This is a genomic window from Streptomyces sp. NPDC001380 (assembly GCF_042895785.1).
Lineage (GTDB): Bacteria > Actinomycetota > Actinomycetes > Streptomycetales > Streptomycetaceae > Peterkaempfera.
This window is the reverse complement of the sequence record NZ_JBIAWP010000011.1, coordinates 181469-198879: the sequence shown is the minus strand read 5'-3', so window position 1 is coordinate 198879 and position 17411 is coordinate 181469. Positions and strand designations below refer to the sequence as shown.

General features: G+C 76.6%; 16 protein-coding genes and 3 tRNA genes. 5 read left to right on the top strand and 14 right to left on the bottom strand.

Annotated elements, in window-relative coordinates:
- Window positions 1-340 (top strand): carbohydrate-binding protein (locus tag ACFY07_RS16300; RefSeq protein WP_390869254.1); only part of this gene is annotated, 340 nt, incomplete at its 5' end.
- A 163-nt stretch (window positions 341-503) separates the two neighbouring features.
- Here the strand turns inward: ACFY07_RS16300 and ACFY07_RS16295 are convergent.
- From ACFY07_RS16295 to ACFY07_RS16280, 4 genes are all read right to left on the bottom strand, one after another.
- Entirely contained in the window at window positions 504-2378 is a 1875-nt protein-coding gene (locus ACFY07_RS16295) for a putative bifunctional diguanylate cyclase/phosphodiesterase (protein ID WP_390869253.1), read from the bottom strand.
- A gap of 659 nt (window positions 2379-3037) precedes the next feature.
- Complete coding sequence (locus tag ACFY07_RS16290) at window positions 3038-3463, bottom strand: OsmC family protein (RefSeq protein ID WP_390869252.1); 426 nt, start codon at window positions 3461-3463, stop codon at window positions 3038-3040.
- A 121-nt stretch (window positions 3464-3584) separates the two neighbouring features.
- The gene (locus tag ACFY07_RS16285) at window positions 3585-4352 is read right to left on the bottom strand and encodes a VOC family protein (RefSeq protein WP_390869250.1); all 768 of its coding nucleotides are present in this window, start codon (window positions 4350-4352) and stop codon (window positions 3585-3587) included.
- A 425-nt stretch (window positions 4353-4777) separates the two neighbouring features.
- Entirely contained in the window at window positions 4778-5836 is a 1059-nt protein-coding gene (locus ACFY07_RS16280; RefSeq protein ID WP_390869249.1) for an SMP-30/gluconolactonase/LRE family protein, read from the bottom strand.
- Window positions 5837-5977: 141 nt separating this feature from the next.
- Between ACFY07_RS16280 and ACFY07_RS16275 the strand changes: the two genes are divergently transcribed.
- A complete protein-coding gene (locus tag ACFY07_RS16275; RefSeq protein WP_390869248.1) occupies window positions 5978-6328 on the top strand; it encodes a chorismate mutase in 351 nt (116 codons plus the stop codon).
- Between the two features lie 560 nt (window positions 6329-6888).
- Here ACFY07_RS16275 and ACFY07_RS16270 read toward each other — a convergent pair.
- The 6 genes from ACFY07_RS16270 to ACFY07_RS16245 all read right to left on the bottom strand — a co-directional run bounded on the left by ACFY07_RS16270 (window position 6889) and on the right by ACFY07_RS16245 (window position 11666).
- Complete coding sequence (locus ACFY07_RS16270; RefSeq protein ID WP_390869247.1) at window positions 6889-7722, bottom strand: ParB/RepB/Spo0J family partition protein; 834 nt, start codon at window positions 7720-7722, stop codon at window positions 6889-6891.
- On the bottom strand, window positions 7722-8765 hold the full coding sequence (locus ACFY07_RS16265; RefSeq protein WP_390869246.1) for a ParA family protein: 1044 nt from the start codon (window positions 8763-8765) through the stop codon (window positions 7722-7724). The genes ACFY07_RS16270 and ACFY07_RS16265 overlap by 1 nt, the downstream gene beginning before the upstream one ends.
- Window positions 8766-9053: 288 nt before the next feature.
- A complete protein-coding gene (locus tag ACFY07_RS16260; RefSeq protein ID WP_390869245.1) occupies window positions 9054-9545 on the bottom strand; it encodes a GNAT family N-acetyltransferase in 492 nt (163 codons plus the stop codon).
- Between the two features lie 66 nt (window positions 9546-9611).
- The gene (locus tag ACFY07_RS16255; RefSeq protein ID WP_390869244.1) at window positions 9612-10733 is read right to left on the bottom strand and encodes a DMT family transporter; all 1122 of its coding nucleotides are present in this window, start codon (window positions 10731-10733) and stop codon (window positions 9612-9614) included.
- Between the two features lie 273 nt (window positions 10734-11006).
- Window positions 11007-11079 (bottom strand) — tRNA-Lys (locus tag ACFY07_RS16250).
- Between the two features lie 44 nt (window positions 11080-11123).
- On the bottom strand, window positions 11124-11666 hold the full coding sequence (locus tag ACFY07_RS16245) for a DUF4232 domain-containing protein (protein ID WP_390869243.1): 543 nt from the start codon (window positions 11664-11666) through the stop codon (window positions 11124-11126).
- A 471-nt stretch (window positions 11667-12137) separates the two neighbouring features.
- Here ACFY07_RS16245 and ACFY07_RS16240 point away from each other — a divergent pair, with 471 nt between their 5' ends.
- Together ACFY07_RS16240 and ACFY07_RS16235 are read left to right on the top strand one after the other, a co-directional pair.
- Window positions 12138-12503, top strand: coding sequence for a hypothetical protein (locus ACFY07_RS16240; protein ID WP_390869242.1), 366 nt, complete (start codon window positions 12138-12140; stop codon window positions 12501-12503).
- 434 nt (window positions 12504-12937) lie between these two features.
- Window positions 12938-14014: a nitrous oxide reductase family maturation protein NosD gene (locus ACFY07_RS16235; RefSeq protein WP_390869241.1), complete on the top strand. Its 1077-nt coding sequence runs from the start codon at window positions 12938-12940 to the stop codon at window positions 14012-14014.
- A 305-nt stretch (window positions 14015-14319) separates the two neighbouring features.
- Here the strand turns inward: ACFY07_RS16235 and ACFY07_RS16230 are convergent.
- A tRNA-Lys gene (locus ACFY07_RS16230) sits at window positions 14320-14392 on the bottom strand.
- Between the two features lie 157 nt (window positions 14393-14549).
- Between ACFY07_RS16230 and ACFY07_RS16225 the strand changes: the two genes are divergently transcribed.
- Window positions 14550-15746, top strand: coding sequence for an acyl-CoA dehydrogenase family protein (locus ACFY07_RS16225; protein WP_230651777.1), 1197 nt, complete (start codon window positions 14550-14552; stop codon window positions 15744-15746).
- A gap of 98 nt (window positions 15747-15844) precedes the next feature.
- Here the strand turns inward: ACFY07_RS16225 and ACFY07_RS16220 are convergent.
- The 3 genes from ACFY07_RS16220 to ACFY07_RS16210 all read right to left on the bottom strand — a co-directional run bounded on the left by ACFY07_RS16220 (window position 15845) and on the right by ACFY07_RS16210 (window position 17183).
- Window positions 15845-15917: transfer RNA gene (locus tag ACFY07_RS16220), tRNA-Lys, on the bottom strand.
- 18 nt (window positions 15918-15935) lie between these two features.
- Entirely contained in the window at window positions 15936-16514 is a 579-nt protein-coding gene (locus ACFY07_RS16215) for a bifunctional DNA primase/polymerase (RefSeq protein WP_390869240.1), read from the bottom strand.
- Window positions 16515-16811: 297 nt separating this feature from the next.
- On the bottom strand, window positions 16812-17183 hold the full coding sequence (locus tag ACFY07_RS16210; protein WP_390869239.1) for a hypothetical protein: 372 nt from the start codon (window positions 17181-17183) through the stop codon (window positions 16812-16814).
- Between the last annotated feature and the right edge of the window lie 228 nt (window positions 17184-17411).

Here is a 17411-nt window from a genome sequence, read left to right as displayed (position 1 = left end):
GTACAGCGGGGGTGCGGTGGTGTCGTACGGCGGGCACGTGTGGACGGCGAAGTGGTGGACGCAGGGCGACACCCCGGGCAGCAACGGCCAGGACGTCTGGACCGACGGCGGCGCCTGCAGCGGCGGCACGGGCTCCCCGACGCCCACCCCCACGTCCCCGACGCCGTCCCCGTCGGTGCCGGCCGGGTGTGCGGCGCCGGCGTGGAGTGCGGCGACCGCGTACAGCGGGGGTGCGGTGGTGTCGTACGGCGGGCACGTGTGGACGGCGAAGTGGTGGACGCAGGGCGACACCCCGGGCAGCAACGGCCAGGACGTGTGGACCGACGGCGGCGCCTGCTGAACCCTCCGGCTGCGGCGGGCCGGGACCGCGACCCGGCCCGCCGCACCGCTCCCGGCCCGGCCCGCCGCACCGCTCCCGGCCCGGCCCGCCGCACAGCTCCCGGCCCGGCCCGCCGCACCGCTCCCGGCCCGGCCCGGCCCGGCCGGGCCGGGACCCGGTCCGCCTACGCCGGACCGCCGGGGCCCGCCCGCCCCGGCAGCGCCCCGCCCGCCGCCCGGGGGCCCTCGCGCAGCATCCGGGCCACCCGGTGCGGCGGTCCGGGCCGGGCGAAGTACCAGCCCTGGGCGGTGTCGCAGCCGGTGGCGCGCAGCCGCTCGGCCTGCGCCGCGTTCTCGACCCCCTCGGCCGTCACCGACAGGCCCAGCGCGTGGGCCAGCCGCACCATTGCGGTCACGATCTTCTCGTCGGCCTCCCGCCGGTCGCCGCCCGGGTCGCGGAAGCCCTCCACGAAGGACCCGTCCAGCTTCAGCGCGTGCACCGGCAGCCGGGAGAGGTACGCGAGGTTGGAGTAGCCGGTGCCGAAGTCGTCGATGGCGATCCGCACCCCCATCTCGGCGAGCGCCTGCAGCGCCTGCAGCGGGCGGCCCGCCGGGCCCATCACCGCGCTCTCGGTCAGCTCCAGCTGGAGCAGCCGTGGCGGCAGCCCGGTCCGTTCCAGGACGCCGGCCACGTCGGCGACCACGTCGGAGTCCCAGACCTGGCGCACCGCCAGGTTGACGCTCACGAAGACCTCCGCGGCAGGGAACTCCTCCAGCCAGCGCCGGGCCTGGCGGCAGGACTCCTCCAGCACCCACTTGCCCAGCGGCACGATCGCCCCGGTCTCCTCCGCCAGCGGGATGAACCGGTCCGGCGACAGCGTCCCGAAGCGCGGGTGCCGCCATCGCACCAGCGCCTCCGCCCCGTGCACCCGGCCTTCCTCCAGGCCCACCAGGGGCTGGAACTCCACCGCGAACTCGCCGCGTTCCAGCGCCGGGCGCAGCGCCGTCGCCAGCAGCTGGCGGGTCATCTGGTGGGCGCCCCGGTCCGGGTCGTACAGCGTCCAGCGGGCCCGGCCGTCCGCCTTGGACCAGTACAGGGTGGCGTCCGCGTCCTTGACCAGCTCGGTCGGCGTGGTGCCCCGCACCGGCCGCTCCACCACGCCGACGCTGGCGGTGACCGCCAGGCGGTGCCCCGACACCTCGAACGGCTCCTCCAGGACCCGCAGCAGCTCCTCCGCCAGCCCGGTCAGCTGGTCGCCGCCCTCGCTGTCCGGGACCAGCAGGGCGAACTCGTCGCCGCCGAGCCGTGCCACCAGCCGCCCGCCGCCGGTGAACCGCTCCCGCAGCCGGGCGGCCACCGCCACCAGCAGCCGGTCGCCGACGTGGTGGCCCAGGGTGTCGTTGACGGCTGCGAAGCCGTCCAGGTCGACGTAGCAGAGCCCCACCCGGCGGCGCCCGTCGTCCGCGGCGTCGCAGGCGGCGGCGAGGCGTTCGAAGAAGCAGGCACGGTTGGGGAGCCGGGTCAGCGGGTCGTGCATCGACTGGTACTGCAGCCGGTCGCCGAGGCGGCGCTGCTCGCTGACGTCCTCCACCATGGCCAGGGTGCAGAGCGGCCGGCCCTCGCCGTCCCGGATCAGGGAGACGGTGATGTTGGTCCACACCGTGCCGCCGTCGCGGTGCCGCAGCCGCTTCTCCAGGCGCAGCCGCTCGCGTTCCCCGGACACCAGCTCCAGGTAGAGCCGGCGCGCGGACTCCTCCGGGTCGATGAAGGCGTGGATGTGCATCCGCACCAGCTCGGACACGTCCCGGCCGACCATGGCGCCCAGTGCCGGGTTGGCCTCGATGATGCAGTCGTCGGCGTCGACCAGCGCCATGCCGATCCCGGCGTCGGCGAAGGCGGCGCGGAAGCGGGACTCGCTCGTCCGCAGGGCGTCCTGCAGGCGTTCGGCCACGCCGTGCAGGGGGGCCTCGCAGGAGGGGCAGACGATCTCGGCCGGGAGGTGTCCCGGAGGTGTCGTGAAGGGTGCGGCGGCCGGTGCCGCCGCCACCGCTGGTGTCATCGCCGTCGCCCCTGCCCGCGTCCCGGCGTGGGCCACGGAGGGGACCGCAGCCAGTGGCGCGGTCGGTGGCGCAGCCGGTGCCGTGACCGGGTTCCCGGCCGGTGCCGTGCGGGACGCCGCCCGGGAGGTGCCCGGCCGCTCCGGTGGAGGGGAGCCGCGGCCCGTGCGCTCCCCGGGGCGGTCGTGCCCGTCCCGTACCCGGCGTTCCTGGTGTCCCTGGTGTCCTGCGTGGACACCGGCCCCGTCGTCCATGTCGGTCCCGTCGTGCGCTTCGGTCCCCCGGGTGTGCGTCCGCCCCCGGTGTGCACCGGTCCGCCGACGGGCCTCCGGTCGCCGGTGCCCCGGCGCCTCCGGCCGGTCCGGTACGGCAGACCCGGCCTCCGGCGCCGGTCCTGCCGGGTCCCTGCGGTCAGGACCGGGACCGGTCCCGCCTCCGCGGCCGCAGCCACGGGTGTGCGGTGGCCCGCGGACCGGGAGGCCGGCCGGTGCGGGGTGCTCCGCCGCGGTCCGCGTCCGCGCGCACGCACCCGGCGTGGAGCCCGGGGTTCACACCGGGTGCGTGCGCACGGTCACGCCTGCGGTCCGGCCTGCGGCCCGGGTGCGCCCGCCCGGTGGGCACGGGCGCGTCGTACCGGTCCGCCGGACACGGGACCGTGCCCTCAGGCCAGGCGTGCGGTGAGGGTGATGGTCGTGCCCGACAGCGCCTGGCTGACGGGGCAGTTGGCCTTGGCGTCCTCGGCGGCCTTGGCGAAGCCCGCCTCGTCCAGCCCCGGCACCTGGCCGGTCACCGTGAGATGGATCCCCGTGATGCCGGTACCCGGCTGGAAGGTCACCTCGGCCTCGGTGTCGAGCCGGGTGGGCGGGGTGCCCGCACCGGACAGGCCGTGCGAGAGGGCCATCGAGAAGCACGCCGAGTGGGCACCCGCGATCAGCTCCTCCGGGCTGGTCTTTCCGTTCGGCTTCTCGGCGCGCGACGGCCAGGAGACGGGGAACTCCCCGATGCCCGAGGAGGCGAAGGCCACCTGCCCCCTGCCCTCCATGAGGTTGCCTTCCCAGGCCGTACGCGCGATTCGCTTGGTTGCCACGATCCGTTCCTCCTGTGCTGTGCTGTGCTGTGCTGGGTTGGACTGTGCTGGACTGGGCTGTGCTGGGACCCGCATCCGGTCGTCCTCACCCTATGCCGGTGAGGCCGCAGGACCTCTGACGTCAGGGCAGGCGACACAGCGTCAGCCGGGCGCCCGCCGGGTCGGTGCAGGGCACCATCCGGCCGTGCGGGGAGTCGAACGGGTCGACCAGCACCTGCCCGCCGAGCCGCTGCACCGCCTCCGCCGCCGCGTCGGCGTCCGGCACGGCCAGGTACACCGACCAGCGGGGCTCCGCCGTACCGGTCCGGTGGCGCCCGCACACGGGCGAGTCGCCCCCGCCGGGCACCTTCCACGCCGTGTAGTCGAAATCGCGCCCGTCCCCGATCTGCTCCTGCTCGTACGGGAAGAGCGTGCGGTAGAAGGCGTCCGCCTCCGCGCCCTCCGACGTCTCCAGCTCGTACCAGCACGGCGCGCCCGGCTCGCCGACCAGCTCCGCGCCGGTGTGGCCGCCCGCCTGCCACAGCCCGAAGGACGCACCCGCGGGGTCGAAGGCGTACGCCATCCGCCCCGCGCCGGGCACGTCGTGCGGCCCCATCACGGGCTTGCCGTCCGCCGCGGCGACCCTGCCGTACACCGCGTCCACGTCGGAGGCCGCGAGGTAGACGTTCCACATCGACGGCATGCCCTCGCCGCCCGGCGGCGGGGGCATCAGGCCGGCCACCCGCCGCCCGCCGCTGCGGCACATCGTGTAGCCGTTCATGGCCGGGCCGAGGTCCTCGAACTCCCACCCCATCACCGGGCCGTAGAAGGCGCGGGCGGCCTGCGGGTCGGGCGTGGTCAGGTCGGCCCAGCAGGGGGCGCCGTCCGGGTACGAGTCGCGTGGGGGCATGAAGTCTCTTCCTCGCTGCTCCGGTCTTCCGCGCCCGGGGAGGGTCGCTCCCCGCAGGCGTGTGCGGTCGCTCCGCGTGCCCAGAATCCGGCCGTCGGCAGCGGCCCGCAACCGCTCCGCCGCCGACCGTGGACGGCCCGCCGGGGCGGGTGCCCCGGGAGGCGCGGAGGTGGGCCTTGAACCGGTCGCCGCAACTGTTCCGTCCTGCCTGCCTCCGTCCCGCCTGCCCCCCGCCCTGTGCGCTCCCGGCCCGTGCGCTCCTTGTCCGGCCGCTCGGCCCCTGTGTCCTGCGCACCGCCCCTTCCGCCCGGCCTGCGGCAGCGCTCCTCCCCGGCAGGCAGCCGCCCTCACGACCCCGGCCGGGCCTGCCGGTCAGGTCGGCCCCAGGCCTGGCCTGCCCGAGGCCCGGTCGGTCCCGGCCCTGCTCAGCCCGAGGCCCGGCCGGCCTCCGGCAGGGGCACCACGGCCACCGCGCGCTCCACCAGCGAGCCCAGGTAGAGCCGCCCGCCGTGCTCGCAGACCCCCGTCACCTGGCTGAAGCGGTCACCCGGCCCCTGCAGGTCGTGCACGACACGCCCGTCGGAGTCGACACCGATCACCCATACGGTGCGTTCGGGGGCCGGCTGCAGCCGCGGCGGCAGCGCCCACACGGCGCGGCGCACCGCCGGGTGCGTCCGGTGCAGCAGGTCCAGGACCGGGTCCCGGTGGCTCGGCATGGCGATCCAGACCACCCCGGACGGGCCGGTGGACATGTTGTCCGGGAACCCGGGCAGCTCCACCAGCACGTCGCGGTCGCCGGCCCGCCCACCGGCCAGCCACAGCCGTGACACCCGGTACGCCCCGGTCTCCGCCACCGCCACCCAGGCCTCGTCCGGCCCCAGCACCACCCCGTTGGCGAACTGCAGTCCCTCCAGCAGCACCTCCGGCTCGCCGCCGTCCGGCCCCACGCGCAGCAGCCGTCCGGTGCCCGAGTGCTCCAGGATGTCGGCCTTCCAGTCGTCGATCGTCCAGCGGCGGCTGGACTCGGTGAAGTAGACCGTGCCGTCGGCGGCCGTGACGGCGTTGCTGCAGAACCTCAGCGGCTCGCCGTCCACGCTGTCCGCGAGCACCTCCACGGCGGCCTTCCGGTCCGCCGTGCCGACCGCCGTGCCGACCGCCGGGTCGACGCGCAGCAGCCGGCCCAGCCGGGCGTCGCAGACCAGGAGCCGTCCGTCGGGCAACGGCTGGAGCCCGGCGGGGCGTCCCGGAGCGATGTCGGCGACGGTCTCCGCCACCGAACCGTCCGGGCCGAGCCGCAGGATCCGGCCGTCCGCCACCCCGCACAGCAGGCGTCCCTCCGCGTCCACCACCACGTCCTCCGGGCCCTCGCCGCTGATCGGCAGCAGCTCCGGCGGCGGCATGGTGTGCGGCCCCTTTCGCTCCCGGGCCCGCTCGGTGGGGGCGGGCGGCTTCCACACGACCGGCTGCAGCGCGGTACGGGGCACGACGGGCTCCTCTCGGCGGGCGTATCGGCCGGCGCCCAGACTACGGACGGCCGGGCCCGGCGACGAGATGCTTGTTACTGTGGCGTTCGCCCACCCGTCCAGTACCGGCCGGCGAAAGCCCCGACGCCCGGAGAGGCCCCGATGACGGACCAGCCCACCACCGCCCCCGCCGACAGCACGGAGAAGGCCGGGGCCGGCGTGGCGGACCCGGCGGTGCGGGCGGAGCTCGAGCGACTGCGGCAGTCCATCGACAACATCGACGCCGCCGTCGTCCACATGCTCGCCGAGCGGTTCAAGTGCACGCAGCAGGTCGGCCGCCTCAAGGCCGAGCACCGGCTGCCCCCGGCCGACCCGGACCGCGAGCGGCGGCAGATCGAGCGTCTGCGCGGCCTGGCCGCCGACGCCCACCTGGACCCGGTCTTCGCGGAGAAGTTCCTCACCTTCATCATCGCTGAGGTCATCCGGCACCACGAGGACATCGCCCGCTCCTGAAGCGCGGCCCGGGTCCGCTCGCAGGCACTGCTCCGGTCCGGGCCTCAGGCCTGCGGGCAGTCGGCCGTCCGGGCACCCCTTGGCGCGGACGCCGGGTCGGAAGGTGCGTGAGGTCCGCCGGTCCGCGACCGCGATGTGCTCGTGGCTGCCGTGGTGCGGTGGTGTCCGGCGGCGGCCGCCGGGTGTCCTCCGGCTGCTGGGCCCGTAGGGCCTGCTGCACCTGCCGGGATCGCTCCTCGGTCGCGGCGTGGGCGTCCCGGCGCTGTCGTCGCGCACTGGGAGGACGTGGTGCCGATGTCCGAAGTCGGTCCGGTTATGACGACGCATTGGTGCGCACTGCAGCGGAACCGTGCCTGCGGTGTTTCGGGCTGCCGGGACCGGCCCTCGTCCGGCACGTCCGGCGCGCCCGTACTGTCGGGCTGCTCGAATCCGGCGGCGGTCCGAGGGTGCGGCAGGTGGAGGGGCCACGGCCTGGTCCCGCCGGTCCTGGCATTCCCGGAGGGCCGACGCGGGGCCCGGCGGTGCGCCGGGCCCCGGAACTGCGGATGCTTCTGCGGAGGTCAGCCGTCGGCGAGCAGGACGATCAGGCGGTCCAGCAGGCGTGGGGTGAGGTGGCGGCGCAGGGCCGCGGCGATGTTCTCGGGTGTGTCCAGGGTGATTACGGCGTAATCGCCCTGCGGGGCCGGGGGAGAGGCCGTCGGACGGCGGGAGCGTTGGGTGGGCGCTGCCGGAGTCGGCAGGGTCTGCTGCTCTTGGGGGAGCCGTGCGATCCGCCGGGCGTCCTCCACACCGAGGGCGCCCTCCGCGAGCGCCTGCTGGAGTTCGGGCCGCAGCCGCAGCAGGGCGAGCCGCTGCGAGATGAACCCCTGGGACTTTCCCAATCGGGCGGCGAGCTCCCGTTGCGAGTACGCATAGACGTCGACCAGCCGTTGGATCGCGCGGGCCTGTTCCAGCTCGGTGAGGTCGTCCCGCTGGACGTTCTCGATCAGCGCGTCCTCCCCCGAGTGGAGCGCGTCCCCCCGTACGTGCACCGGTACCTCGGCCAGCCCGGCCATCCGCGCGGCGGCCAGCCGCCGGTGCCCGTGCAGCACGACGTACGGGGCGTCACCCACCGCACGGCGGTGCTGGGGGTAGTGGAGGAGGAACGCCTCGCGGGTCACCACGCCGAGCGGCTGGAGTACGCCGCGTTCCCGCACGGTGTCGGCCAGGCCCTCCAGGTCGCGCAGCTCCTCGCGCGGGTTGTCGGGGTTCTCGGCCAGAGCGGTGAGCGGCAGCACCGTGGGGTGGGGGTCCACCGTGGCCGTGGCCGTGGCTGCGGTTGCGGTCGTGGCCGGGACCAGGACTGCCGTGGCCCCGGGCGTGAGCAGGGTGGCGAGGTCGATGCGGCGCCCCATCACCGGCCTCCCTTCCGGGCGGCGGCTGCCTGCTTCCGCCGCCCCCTCGGCCGCGGCGGCCTGCCGTTCACGGGCGCGGCCGGTGTGACGGCCGATGTGACGGCCGGTGCCGCCGTGGTCCCGCCGGCCAGGGGTTCCGGGGCGGTCGTGGCTGCGGACGTGGCCGGGTCCGTGCCCGCTGTGCCGGGCGTGCGCTGCGACGCCTGCGCGTTCCGCCCGCTCCGTACGCCCTTCCCGCTCCGCCCGCCCCGGCCGTCGGCCGGGGCGGGAATGCCGCCGACCACCGCCGCCGGTCCCGACGCTGCCGATGCTGCTGCGGCCATGGGTTCGGCGGCGCCGAGGCCGACCTCCAGGGCGAGCCGGAAGAAGTCCTCCCGGGCCTGCAGGGCGACCCGGTTGCCGCCGTACTGGGTGACGACCAGTCCGTCGGCCGAGGCGCGGGTGTGGAGCTTGTAGTGCCGGACCACGGTACGGGCCACCGGCCACCCCTGGGCCTCGACGAAGGCCCGGGTCTGCTCCAGGTCCGCCCGTCCGTCGCGCGGGTCCCAGTTGTTGACCACGACCCGGAACGGCAGCCCGCGCGGCTTCACCACCCGTTCGATCGTGCGCTGGGTCGGTTCGAAGCCCAGCGGTTCCGGTTCGATGGGCACGATCACGTCGTGGGCGTGGTCGAGGACGGCCCGCAGCGCCTCCGCGGCGGGCCCCTCGCCCAGGGGGCACCGCTCACCCGGGTCGGTGCGCCCGGAGAGGTCGAGCCAGCCGGGGGTGTCGACGAAGACGTGACGCGCCGAGGGGATCAGGTGGAGCGCCGCGAGCCCGGCGGGGTCGTCGTGCGCCTGGACGAAGTCGAAGGGCAGTCCGTCGCCCACCCGCTCCGACCACCACACGGCGGAGCCCTGCGGGTCGATGGAGACCGCGACGACGGGCGGGTCCTCGCCGGCGGTCCCGCCGAGGACGTCGGCGGTGACGGCGGCGAGGTTGACGGTGAGGGTGGACTTCCCCACGCCGCCCTTCTGGTTGAGGATCACGTGCACCTGGGCCATGGACCGTCCCTGGGGTATGTCGAATCGGACATTCAGGATGTACGGCCACTCTGACAGTGCCACCGGCGCGCACCCTGCACCTGCGCCCGGTGTCGTGGTGCACGCCCCCGTTCACGCCCCTCGTTCGGCCCTCGGTCGGGAGGGGGGCCAACGTCCTTTCGGGAAGCAGGACTTGGCGGCCCGTCGGCGGCCGCGTCGCGGTCCGGGAGCCGCGCCGATGCGTGCCGGAGGGACCGGCCCGGCCGTCCGCACCCCCGGACGCGGCCGCCGCACGTCCCCGCGGCCCGGTCAGGCGCCCGCGCCGAGCTCCTTGCCGTACCAGACCTCCATGTACGGGCCCGTGCAGTACGCCGGGATCTCGGCGTACCCGTGGCGTGCGTACAGCGCGCGGGCCTCGACCAGATCGAGGCGGGTGTTCAGGACCATCCGGCGGGCGCCGAGCGCGCGCGCCTCGTGCTCCAGCGCCTCCAGCAGGAGGCCCGCGCCCCCGCGGCCGCGGAAGGCGGGCCGCAGGTAGACGCGGGTGAGCTCGGCGCGTCCGTCGTCCAGCATCAGGACCCCGCCGCAGGCGGCGGCCTCACCGCCGCGGCGTCCGACCACGAACTGCCCGGTGGGCGGGGCGAGGAGTTCGGCACCGTCCCCGGCCAGGCCCCGGTCGACCTCCTCCGGCGTTGCGGGCCGCCCCCAGTAGCGGCTCGCCACCTCGTCGTAGTAGGCGCGGCGCAGACCGGTCGCGTCGGGGGAGTCGAAGGCCTCGGGGGCCAGGGTCCAGGACGTCATGACGCACTCTCCTACCCGAGGCGGCCGGGGACCGGCCGGCGCATTTCGGCGGGCCCGGGGCCGCCCTCAGAGCCGCCGTCCGGCCCGGCCCTCCCCGCCGTCCGCCCCGGTGCAGGCCTCCGCCCCGGTGCAGGCCTCCGCCCCGGGGGTCGGCCCGCCGTCCGCGGGCACCGACGCCACCGGCATCCCCTCCGGCACCGGCATCCCCTCCGGCACCGGCACCGGCACCGGCACTGGCACCGGCACCGGCGGCGCCGACGAGGCCGAGGTCTGCGCGATGAACGCGCCCGCCAGCACCAGCAGCCCGCCGAGCACCTGGGGCGCTCCCAGGTGCTCGTCCAGCAGGACCCACGCCGCGACCGTGGCGACCACCGCCTCCAGGCAGGCCACCACCCCTGCCACCGGAGGCGACAGGCGACGCACCGCCACCACACCGGTCAGGTACGCCAGGACGGTCGCCACCAGCACCACCCAGGCCACCAGCAGCAGGGCCGGAACCCGTTCGCCGCCCATCGCCACCGAGCCGCCCAGCACGTGCCACTCCGTCTGCCACGGACGCGCCACCGCGGTCAGCGCCACCGCGCCCACCAGCAGCCCGTACGCGCTGACGGCCAGCGGGTCCACGGGCTCGCCGCCGCCGCTCCCGGCGTCCGAGAGCACGAAGTACCCGACCTGGCAGCAGGCCGCCCCCAGCGCCAGCAGCACCCCGAGCGGGTCGAAGCCCAGACCGGCCCAGACCTCGACCACGCACCCCAGGCCGCCCACCGCCAGCACCGCGCCGAGCGCGGCCGCCCGGGTGACCGGCCTCCGCTGGACGAACCGCACCCATCCCAGGAGCAGCGGCGGCCCCAGGTACTCGATCAGCAGGGCCACCCCGACCGGGATCCGGGAGATGGACGCGAAGTAGAACGCCTGGACGCCGGCCACCCCCAGCAGTCCGAACCCGACCAGCAGCCCGGGCCGCCGCCGCAGTTCGCCCCGGTGCCGCACCGCGACCGGCAGCAGCACCAGGGCGGCACCGGCCACCCGCAGCCACACCACGTGGAGGGGGTCGAGGCCCGCGGAGATCAGCGGCTTCGCCGCCGTCCCCGAACCGCCGAAGGCGAACGCGGACAGCAGGGCGAGGGCGAGTCCGCCGGCTCTGCCGGAGTGCGGCGCGGACCCGCCGTGTGTCTCTGAATCGGGCATCCGGCCATTCTGGCAGGGGCGCGCTGCGGGCTGCTTCGCAGGTCAGGATGGATGCGGCGGTGTTCCCCGCGGCACTGTCGGGCTCCCGTCGGTCCACCCGCCAGCCGGATACGGGCCGTCGGACGCGGTCCCGCCGGACGCGAGCCGCGGGCCGCCGGGCGCCGACGGTCGTGCGCGGCGGTGCCGCACGGCACCGCCGCCGCCCGCTCCCCGCCGCCCGGAGACGCCGAGGGCCCCTCCGTGTCTCCACGGAGGGGCCCTCGGTACCGCATGTGCGCCGCCAGGGACTCGAACCCCGAACCCGCTGGTTAAGAGCCAGCTGCTCTGCCAGTTGAGCTAGCGGCGCTCACCTGCGGGAAGAACTCTACCGCATCCGGCGGGTGCTCCCGTTCACGGCCGGTCGGCCAGGAAGGCCGTGGTCCGCGCCCGGTCGTCGCACTCCGCGAAGAGCCCGCCGTCCGCCACCCCCACCTGGATCCCGCCGCCCGGGACCCCCAGCACGAGCGAGGGCGGCGCCGCCGGGGTCGCGCCCGACGCGCAGTAGCCGTCGCCCTCGCCCAGCACCGACACCAGGGTGACCCGCACCCAGGCCCTGCCGCCCGGGGCCAGCCGCACCGGCCGCGCCGCCCCTTCGCGGACGGTCCGCAGCGGACGGTTGCGGCGCGGGTCGCCCTGCCCGGCGACCGCGACGGAGGGGAAGCCCTGCAGCACGCAGGAGCCTGGTCCGCGGTTGGTGAGGGAGACCAGCACCGCATAGGTCCCGTCGGGGTTGGAGGGCTCCAGCCGCCGGGCGCCGGAGGCGGCGAGCCCGCCGGGGGAGCAGGCGGCCGAGGCGGTCCCGCCGGGGGCCGGACGGCCCGACGCGCCGCCCGCCGGTCCCCGGGACGCGGGCGCCGACGGCACGGGCGCCGACGGCACGGGCGCCGACGGCACGGACGCCGACGGTGCTGGAGCAGCCGGGCGGGACGCCGGGCCGCCGGGCTCCGCGGTGCCCGAGGGGCGTCCCGAGGGGGCCGGGGAGGCGGACGCCGCACGCGACGGAGCCGCCGTACCCGGGGCGGCCGCCCCCACCGTCCCCGGACCGCACGCCGCCAGGAGCCCGCCCGCCGCCGCCAGCACCGCGGCCCCCCGGACCGCCCCCAGCCGCCGGACCGTCCCCAGCCGCCGGACCGCCCCGTACCCTCGCGTCCTCGCCATGACCGCGTCCCCCTGCCGTCCGTCCTCCGGCGGCCGCTCCGGCCGTCGTCCGCATCCACGCGGCCGCCGCCGGGCGGGTTGCGGCCGTGCCGGGCTGTGACACGGTGGTGACCGGCCCGTCGCGCCCCGCGCCCGGTGCCGCGCCCGCGCTGCTCCCGGCGCCCGCCGCCGGTCGCGCGGCGCGTCCGGCTGCCGCATCCTGGGAGCATGGACAGCGGTGGCGCAGGTCGGATGCAGGAGTCCTTCGAGGGCTGGCTGCGCGGTCACGGCTGGAAGATCCTGGACGAGCACTGCGACCACGACTGCGTCGACGTCGAAGCATGGCACGCCGACGGCGCGCGCCTGCTGGCGGAGGTTCAGGAGGACACCCCTGACGTGGACCGCGACCTCGACACCGCCTACGGCCGGCTGCTGCGCCGGATGGACGACAACCCGGGCACCCGGTACGCCGTCGTCGTCCCGGAGGACGCGGCGGAGGCGGCCCTGCGGGTCTCCGTGCGGGTCCGCGGACTGCTGGGGGTCGACCTGTACGCGGTCGGCGCGGGCGGTGCGGTCCGCCGCCTCGACGGCTGACGGGACTCCCGGTCCGCATCCTCCCGCTCCCGGCCCCGCCCGCCGCGACCCCGTCCACCGCGGCCGTGCACGTCGGCGGGCGACCGGCGGGCGGTTTCCGGACCCCGGGCCCCCTGCAGCCGTCGGCCCCCGGGGCCCGGCCGACCCCACGGTCCGGGCCGGGCCGGTTCCGGGGGCCCGTCCGACGGCACCCCGGCCCCGCACCCCGGCCCCGCACCCCGGCCCCGCACCCCGTCCTCGGCCCCCGGCCCGTCCGGCCCGCTGCGGACCCCGCCCGAAGCGCCGCCATGTCCGCCACCCGGCGGTCACCTCCTGCGCCCGAAGGGTGACAGCGCGTGCGCGACCTGTGCGCCCTGCGTAGCTTCGACCGGGTGCGGGTGCTCCGGCCCGCAGCCGGCAGCAGGCCACACACCAGGGGAAGCAGGTCACCACCGATGCGCCTACGCAAGCTCACACACCTCCGCGGGGCCTGCGGCCCCGTCGCCCTCGCCGTCCTCGCCGTGGTGGGTGCCGCCGCGCCCGCACCCGCGCGCGCCTCGACGGTGCTGGTGGTCCGGCCGGGGGAGACGGTCCAGCAGACGGTGGACCGGGCCGCCCCCGGGGACGTCGTCTTCGTGCCGGCAGGCGTCTACCGGGGGAGCGTCGACATCCGCACCGACGGCGTGACCCTCATGGGCTCCGGCCCGGCCACCCGCTTCGTGCCCGCTGCGGCGGCGGGCAACGGCGCATGTGCCGCAGCAGGGCACGGCGTCTGCGTCACCGGAAGCCCGGGGCACCCCCTGGCGGGCGTCCGCCTCCGGTCGTTCTCCGTCTCCGGTTTCACCAAGGACGGCGTCATGGCGACCTGGACCGACGGCCTGTCGGTGCGCGGCGTCGTCTCGCGCGGCAACGGCGAGCACGGCATCCGTCAGGACCGGTCGGTGCGCGGCGTCTTCCGGGACAACACCGCCGCGGACAACGCGGAGACCGGCATCTTCCTCGCCAACACGGTGACCGAGGAGGGCGGCGCCACCGACGCCGAGGGCGCGGTGGTGAGCGGCAACCGGCTCTCGGGCAACCGTGTGGGCATCACCGTCCGGCGCCTGCAGGACCTCGTGGTGGAGCGCAACACCGTCATCGGCAACTGCGCCGGGATCTTCGTCGTCGGCGACGAGGGCACCCCCCGGGCCGGGAGGCTGGCGGTGCGCTCCAACCGGGTCTGGGAGAACAACCGCTACTGCCCGTCGACCGCCCGGCTCCCCGTGATGCAGGGCGCCGGCATCGTCCTCACGGGCGTGGAGGAGGTGTGGGTCATCGGCAACGACGTCCGCGACAACCGCGGCACGTCCCCGCTCTCCGGCGGCATCGTGCTCTTCCCGAGCTTCGTCGGCGTGGCCAGCTCCCGGAACACGATCGGCGGCAACACGGCCACCGGCAACCAGCCGGCCGACGTCGCGGACCGCGACAAGGGCACGGACAACGTCTTCGACGACAACCGGTGCGAGGTGTCGCAGCCCGCCGGGCGCTGCTGACGCGGGCTCACCGGTCCCGGCCCGCAGCCCGGCCCGCAGCCCGGCCCGCAGCCCGGCCCGCCCCGGCCCCGCCCGGACCCGCAGCCGGGGCGCCCACGCCCGGTGCCCCGCCGCCGCGGTGCCGGGCCGGCCCCGGCGGCGGACGGCGGCGGAAGGCGGCGTCGCCCCGCGTCCTGGCCGCTCCTGGCCGCTCCCGGCGGCCCCGGACCGGCCCGCGCCACCGGGACGGCGGGCGCGCGGGCTGCGGCCTCCGACACGACGAGGGCCCTTCCCCGTGACGGGGAAGGGCCCTCGGTCCTGCACAGTGCGCCGCCAGGGACTCGAACCCCGAACCCGCTGGTTAAGAGCCAGCTGCTCTGCCAGTTGAGCTAGCGGCGCCCGCTGACCAGGAGAATGTACACGGTGCCGCGGCGGATCGCCGAATCGGCCCGCCCCTCGACGCGCGGCCGCCCACCTGCGAGCGTGGCCCCCGGGCCGCCCGGCACGCTGCCGGCCCGCCCGCCCCCGCCGCCCGCCCCCCCCGGAGGAGCCGCCCATGAGCGCCGCGCCCGCCCCCCTTCCGCCCTTCGACCCCCGCGACCCGCTCGGGGTGGACGACCTGCTCGACGAGGAGGAGCGGGCGGTCCGGGACACCGTGCGCCGCTGGTGCGCCGACCGCGTGGCCCCGTACGTCGCCGACTGGTACGAGCGCGGCGAGCTGCCCGGGGTCCGCGAGCTGGCGAAGGAGCTGGGCGCGCTCGGCGCCCTCGGCATGCACCTGGAGGGGTACGGCTGCGCGGGCGCCTCCGCCGTGCAGTACGGCCTGGCCTGCCTGGAGCTGGAGGCGTGCGACTCCGGCATCCGCTCCCTGGTGTCGGTGCAGGGCTCGCTGGCCATGTACGCGATCCACCGGTGGGGGTCGGAGGAGCAGAAGCAGCGGTGGCTGCCCGGCATGGCGGCCGGCGAGGTGATCGGCTGCTTCGGCCTCACCGAGCCCGACCACGGCTCCGACCCCGCCTCGATGCGCACCCGGGCCCGCCGCGACGCGGGCGGCGACTGGGTGCTCGACGGCCGCAAGATGTGGATCACCAACGGCTCGGTGGCCGGGGTGGCGGTCGTGTGGGCGCAGACCGACGAGGGCGTCCGGGGCTTCCTGGTCCCCGCGGGCACCCCGGGCTTCTCCGCCCCGGAGATCAGGCACAAGGCGTCGCTGCGCGCCTCCGTCACCAGCGAGCTGGTCCTCGACGGGGTGCGGCTGCCCGCCGACGCGGTCCTCCCCGGCGTCACCGGGCTCCGCGGGCCGCTCGGCTGTCTCAACCAGGCCCGCTACGGCATCGTCTGGGGCGCGGTGGGCGCCGGCCGCAGCTGCTTCGAGGCCGCGCTGGACTACGCGGGCAGCCGGGTGCAGTTCGGCAGGCCGATCGGCGGCTTCCAGCTGACCCAGGCCAAGCTCGCCGACATGTCCCTGGAACTGCAGAAGGCCCTGCTGCTCGCCCTCCACCTCGGGCGCCGGATGGACGCGGGGCGGCTGCGCGCCGAGCAGGTCAGCTACGGCAAGCTCAACAACGTCCGGGAGGCGATGGGCATCGCCCGGACCGCCCGCACGATCCTGGGGGCCAACGGCATCAGCCTGGAGTACCCGGTGATGCGGCACGCCGCCAACCTGGAGTCCGTGCTGACCTACGAGGGCACCGTGGAGATGCACCAGCTGATCGTCGGCAAGGCCCTCACCGGGCTCGACGCCTTCCACTGAGGCCCGGGCGGCGGGCCGCCGGCCCGCCGCCTCCCCGGCCCGCCTCCGATGCACGGAGAAGGGCGCCCCCCCGTGAGGAGGACGCCCTTCCCGCTGTGTGCGCCGCCAGGGACTCGAACCCCGAACCCGCTGGTTAAGAGCCAGCTGCTCTGCCAGTTGAGCTAGCGGCGCTCACCGACACCGCAGACTCTAGCAGTCGGCCCCCTCCGACTGAAATCGGTTCTCCCCGCGCGCCGGGAGCACCCGCTCCCGGGCCGTGCGCCGGGCGGCGCGCACGCAGGCGCGCAGCAGCACCCCCGCGTCGGGCAGCCACGGCTCCCGCTGGTCCGGGGCGACGATCCAGCGCCCCGAGCCGAGCCCGGGGGAGTCGGGGGCGTCGACCATGCGCTGCAGCGGGGGCACGGTCACGGCGTCGCCCGCACCGTGGCAGAGCGCCGCGGGAGTGCCGGGGCCCCACTCCTCCCAGCGGAGCAGCGGGCCCAGCCGCTCGGCGGTGCCGGGCCGGGCGAAGAGCAGCAGCCGGCCCCGGGAGGAGGCGGCGGGTCCGCATCCGGGCCCGGTCGTCCACAGCTCCTCGAGGACACGCCGCCCCGGCAGCCCCGGCAGGCTGACCACGTCGAAGACGCGGCCGCAGGGCAGGACGGTGGCGGCCCAGGGGCGTTCCCGCCACAGGGCCTGGATGCTGCGCGGGTACTCGCTCGCGGACGCCAGCCAGGCCTCTCCGGCCACGGTGACGTACTCCACGGATTCATACGTCCAGATGTCCACGGACAGCAGATCTACCGGCCGTGCCGTTCGTGTGCGGCGGGAAGCGGGGTTTGCCGGACAGGACCCCCGGGCGCGGCGTACCCTTCCACCCGCATATGCCGGAGGTCGGCGGTTGCGGGACGTCCACCGGACGCCGCGGCCCAGCGCCGGGGGGCGGCCGCAGGCCGGGGCCCCGGCGGGCGGACCCGCACGGACGCCCCCCACGCGCCGCTCACTCCGCAGGGGCCGCCGGGAGGGCCGCGTCCGGGGTTCCCGCCGTCCTCGCCGTCCTCGCCGTCCTCACGGCCCCCGCGGTCCTCACTCCGCCCTGCGCCCCTGCTTCTGCAGGACGCGCCCGTACTCGACCATCTTGGCGGCGTAGTCCGGCGTCCAGTCCGCGCGGTCGGCGATCTCGGCGCAGCTCAGCGCGTCGAAGCGGCGCGGGTCGGCCAGTTCGGCGGCGGCCACCGCCTGGAAGTCGGTGGCCCGCTCCGCCGCGGCCCGGAAGGCGAGGGCCAGTTCGGTCGAGCGGCGCAGCAGCTCCCCCGGGTCCTCGATCGACTCCAGGTCGAAGAAGTGCTCGGCCTCGGCCTCGCCCGCGCGCGGTTCGAAGAGCAGCGGGGCCGGGCGGAACCGCCGGGCGGCTCCTGCGCCCTCCGCAGAGCGCTGGCGGTCGGCCGGGTCGGACATGGGCACCTCCATGGGGTGGCGGGGCGGGTTCCTGCGGACACGTCGAGTGGCCGATCCGCCGGACGTGCCTGATCCGGCGTCGGCCGTGACGCGCAGGGGCGACGCAGGCACAACGGCTCACCCCCACGGTGGTATTCCTCGCCGGGTGCCGCCGTATGCGCGGCGCGCGCCGGCACGGCGGGCGGCCCGGCGCGCAGGGCCTCCCGGCGCGCGGGGGAGCGGCGCCCG

Coding starts and splice junctions, on each gene's coding strand:
- ACFY07_RS16260 (WP_390869245.1), bottom strand. CDS start 9,545: ATGACGTCCTGGACCCTGGCCCCCGAGGCCTTCGACTCCCCCGACGCG.
- ACFY07_RS16225 (WP_230651777.1), top strand. CDS start 14,550: ATGAGCGCCGCGCCCGCCCCCCTTCCGCCCTTCGACCCCCGCGACCCG.
- ACFY07_RS16240 (WP_390869242.1), top strand. CDS start 12,138: ATGGACAGCGGTGGCGCAGGTCGGATGCAGGAGTCCTTCGAGGGCTGG.
- ACFY07_RS16295 (WP_390869253.1), bottom strand. CDS start 2,378: ATGACACCAGCGGTGGCGGCGGCACCGGCCGCCGCACCCTTCACGACA.
- ACFY07_RS16255 (WP_390869244.1), bottom strand. CDS start 10,733: ATGCCCGATTCAGAGACACACGGCGGGTCCGCGCCGCACTCCGGCAGA.
- ACFY07_RS16235 (WP_390869241.1), top strand. CDS start 12,938: ATGCGCCTACGCAAGCTCACACACCTCCGCGGGGCCTGCGGCCCCGTC.
- ACFY07_RS16275 (WP_390869248.1), top strand. CDS start 5,978: ATGACGGACCAGCCCACCACCGCCCCCGCCGACAGCACGGAGAAGGCC.
- ACFY07_RS16285 (WP_390869250.1), bottom strand. CDS start 4,352: ATGCCCCCACGCGACTCGTACCCGGACGGCGCCCCCTGCTGGGCCGAC.
- ACFY07_RS16265 (WP_390869246.1), bottom strand. CDS start 8,765: ATGGCCCAGGTGCACGTGATCCTCAACCAGAAGGGCGGCGTGGGGAAG.
- ACFY07_RS16270 (WP_390869247.1), bottom strand. CDS start 7,722: ATGGGGCGCCGCATCGACCTCGCCACCCTGCTCACGCCCGGGGCCACG.
- ACFY07_RS16210 (WP_390869239.1), bottom strand. CDS start 17,183: ATGTCCGACCCGGCCGACCGCCAGCGCTCTGCGGAGGGCGCAGGAGCC.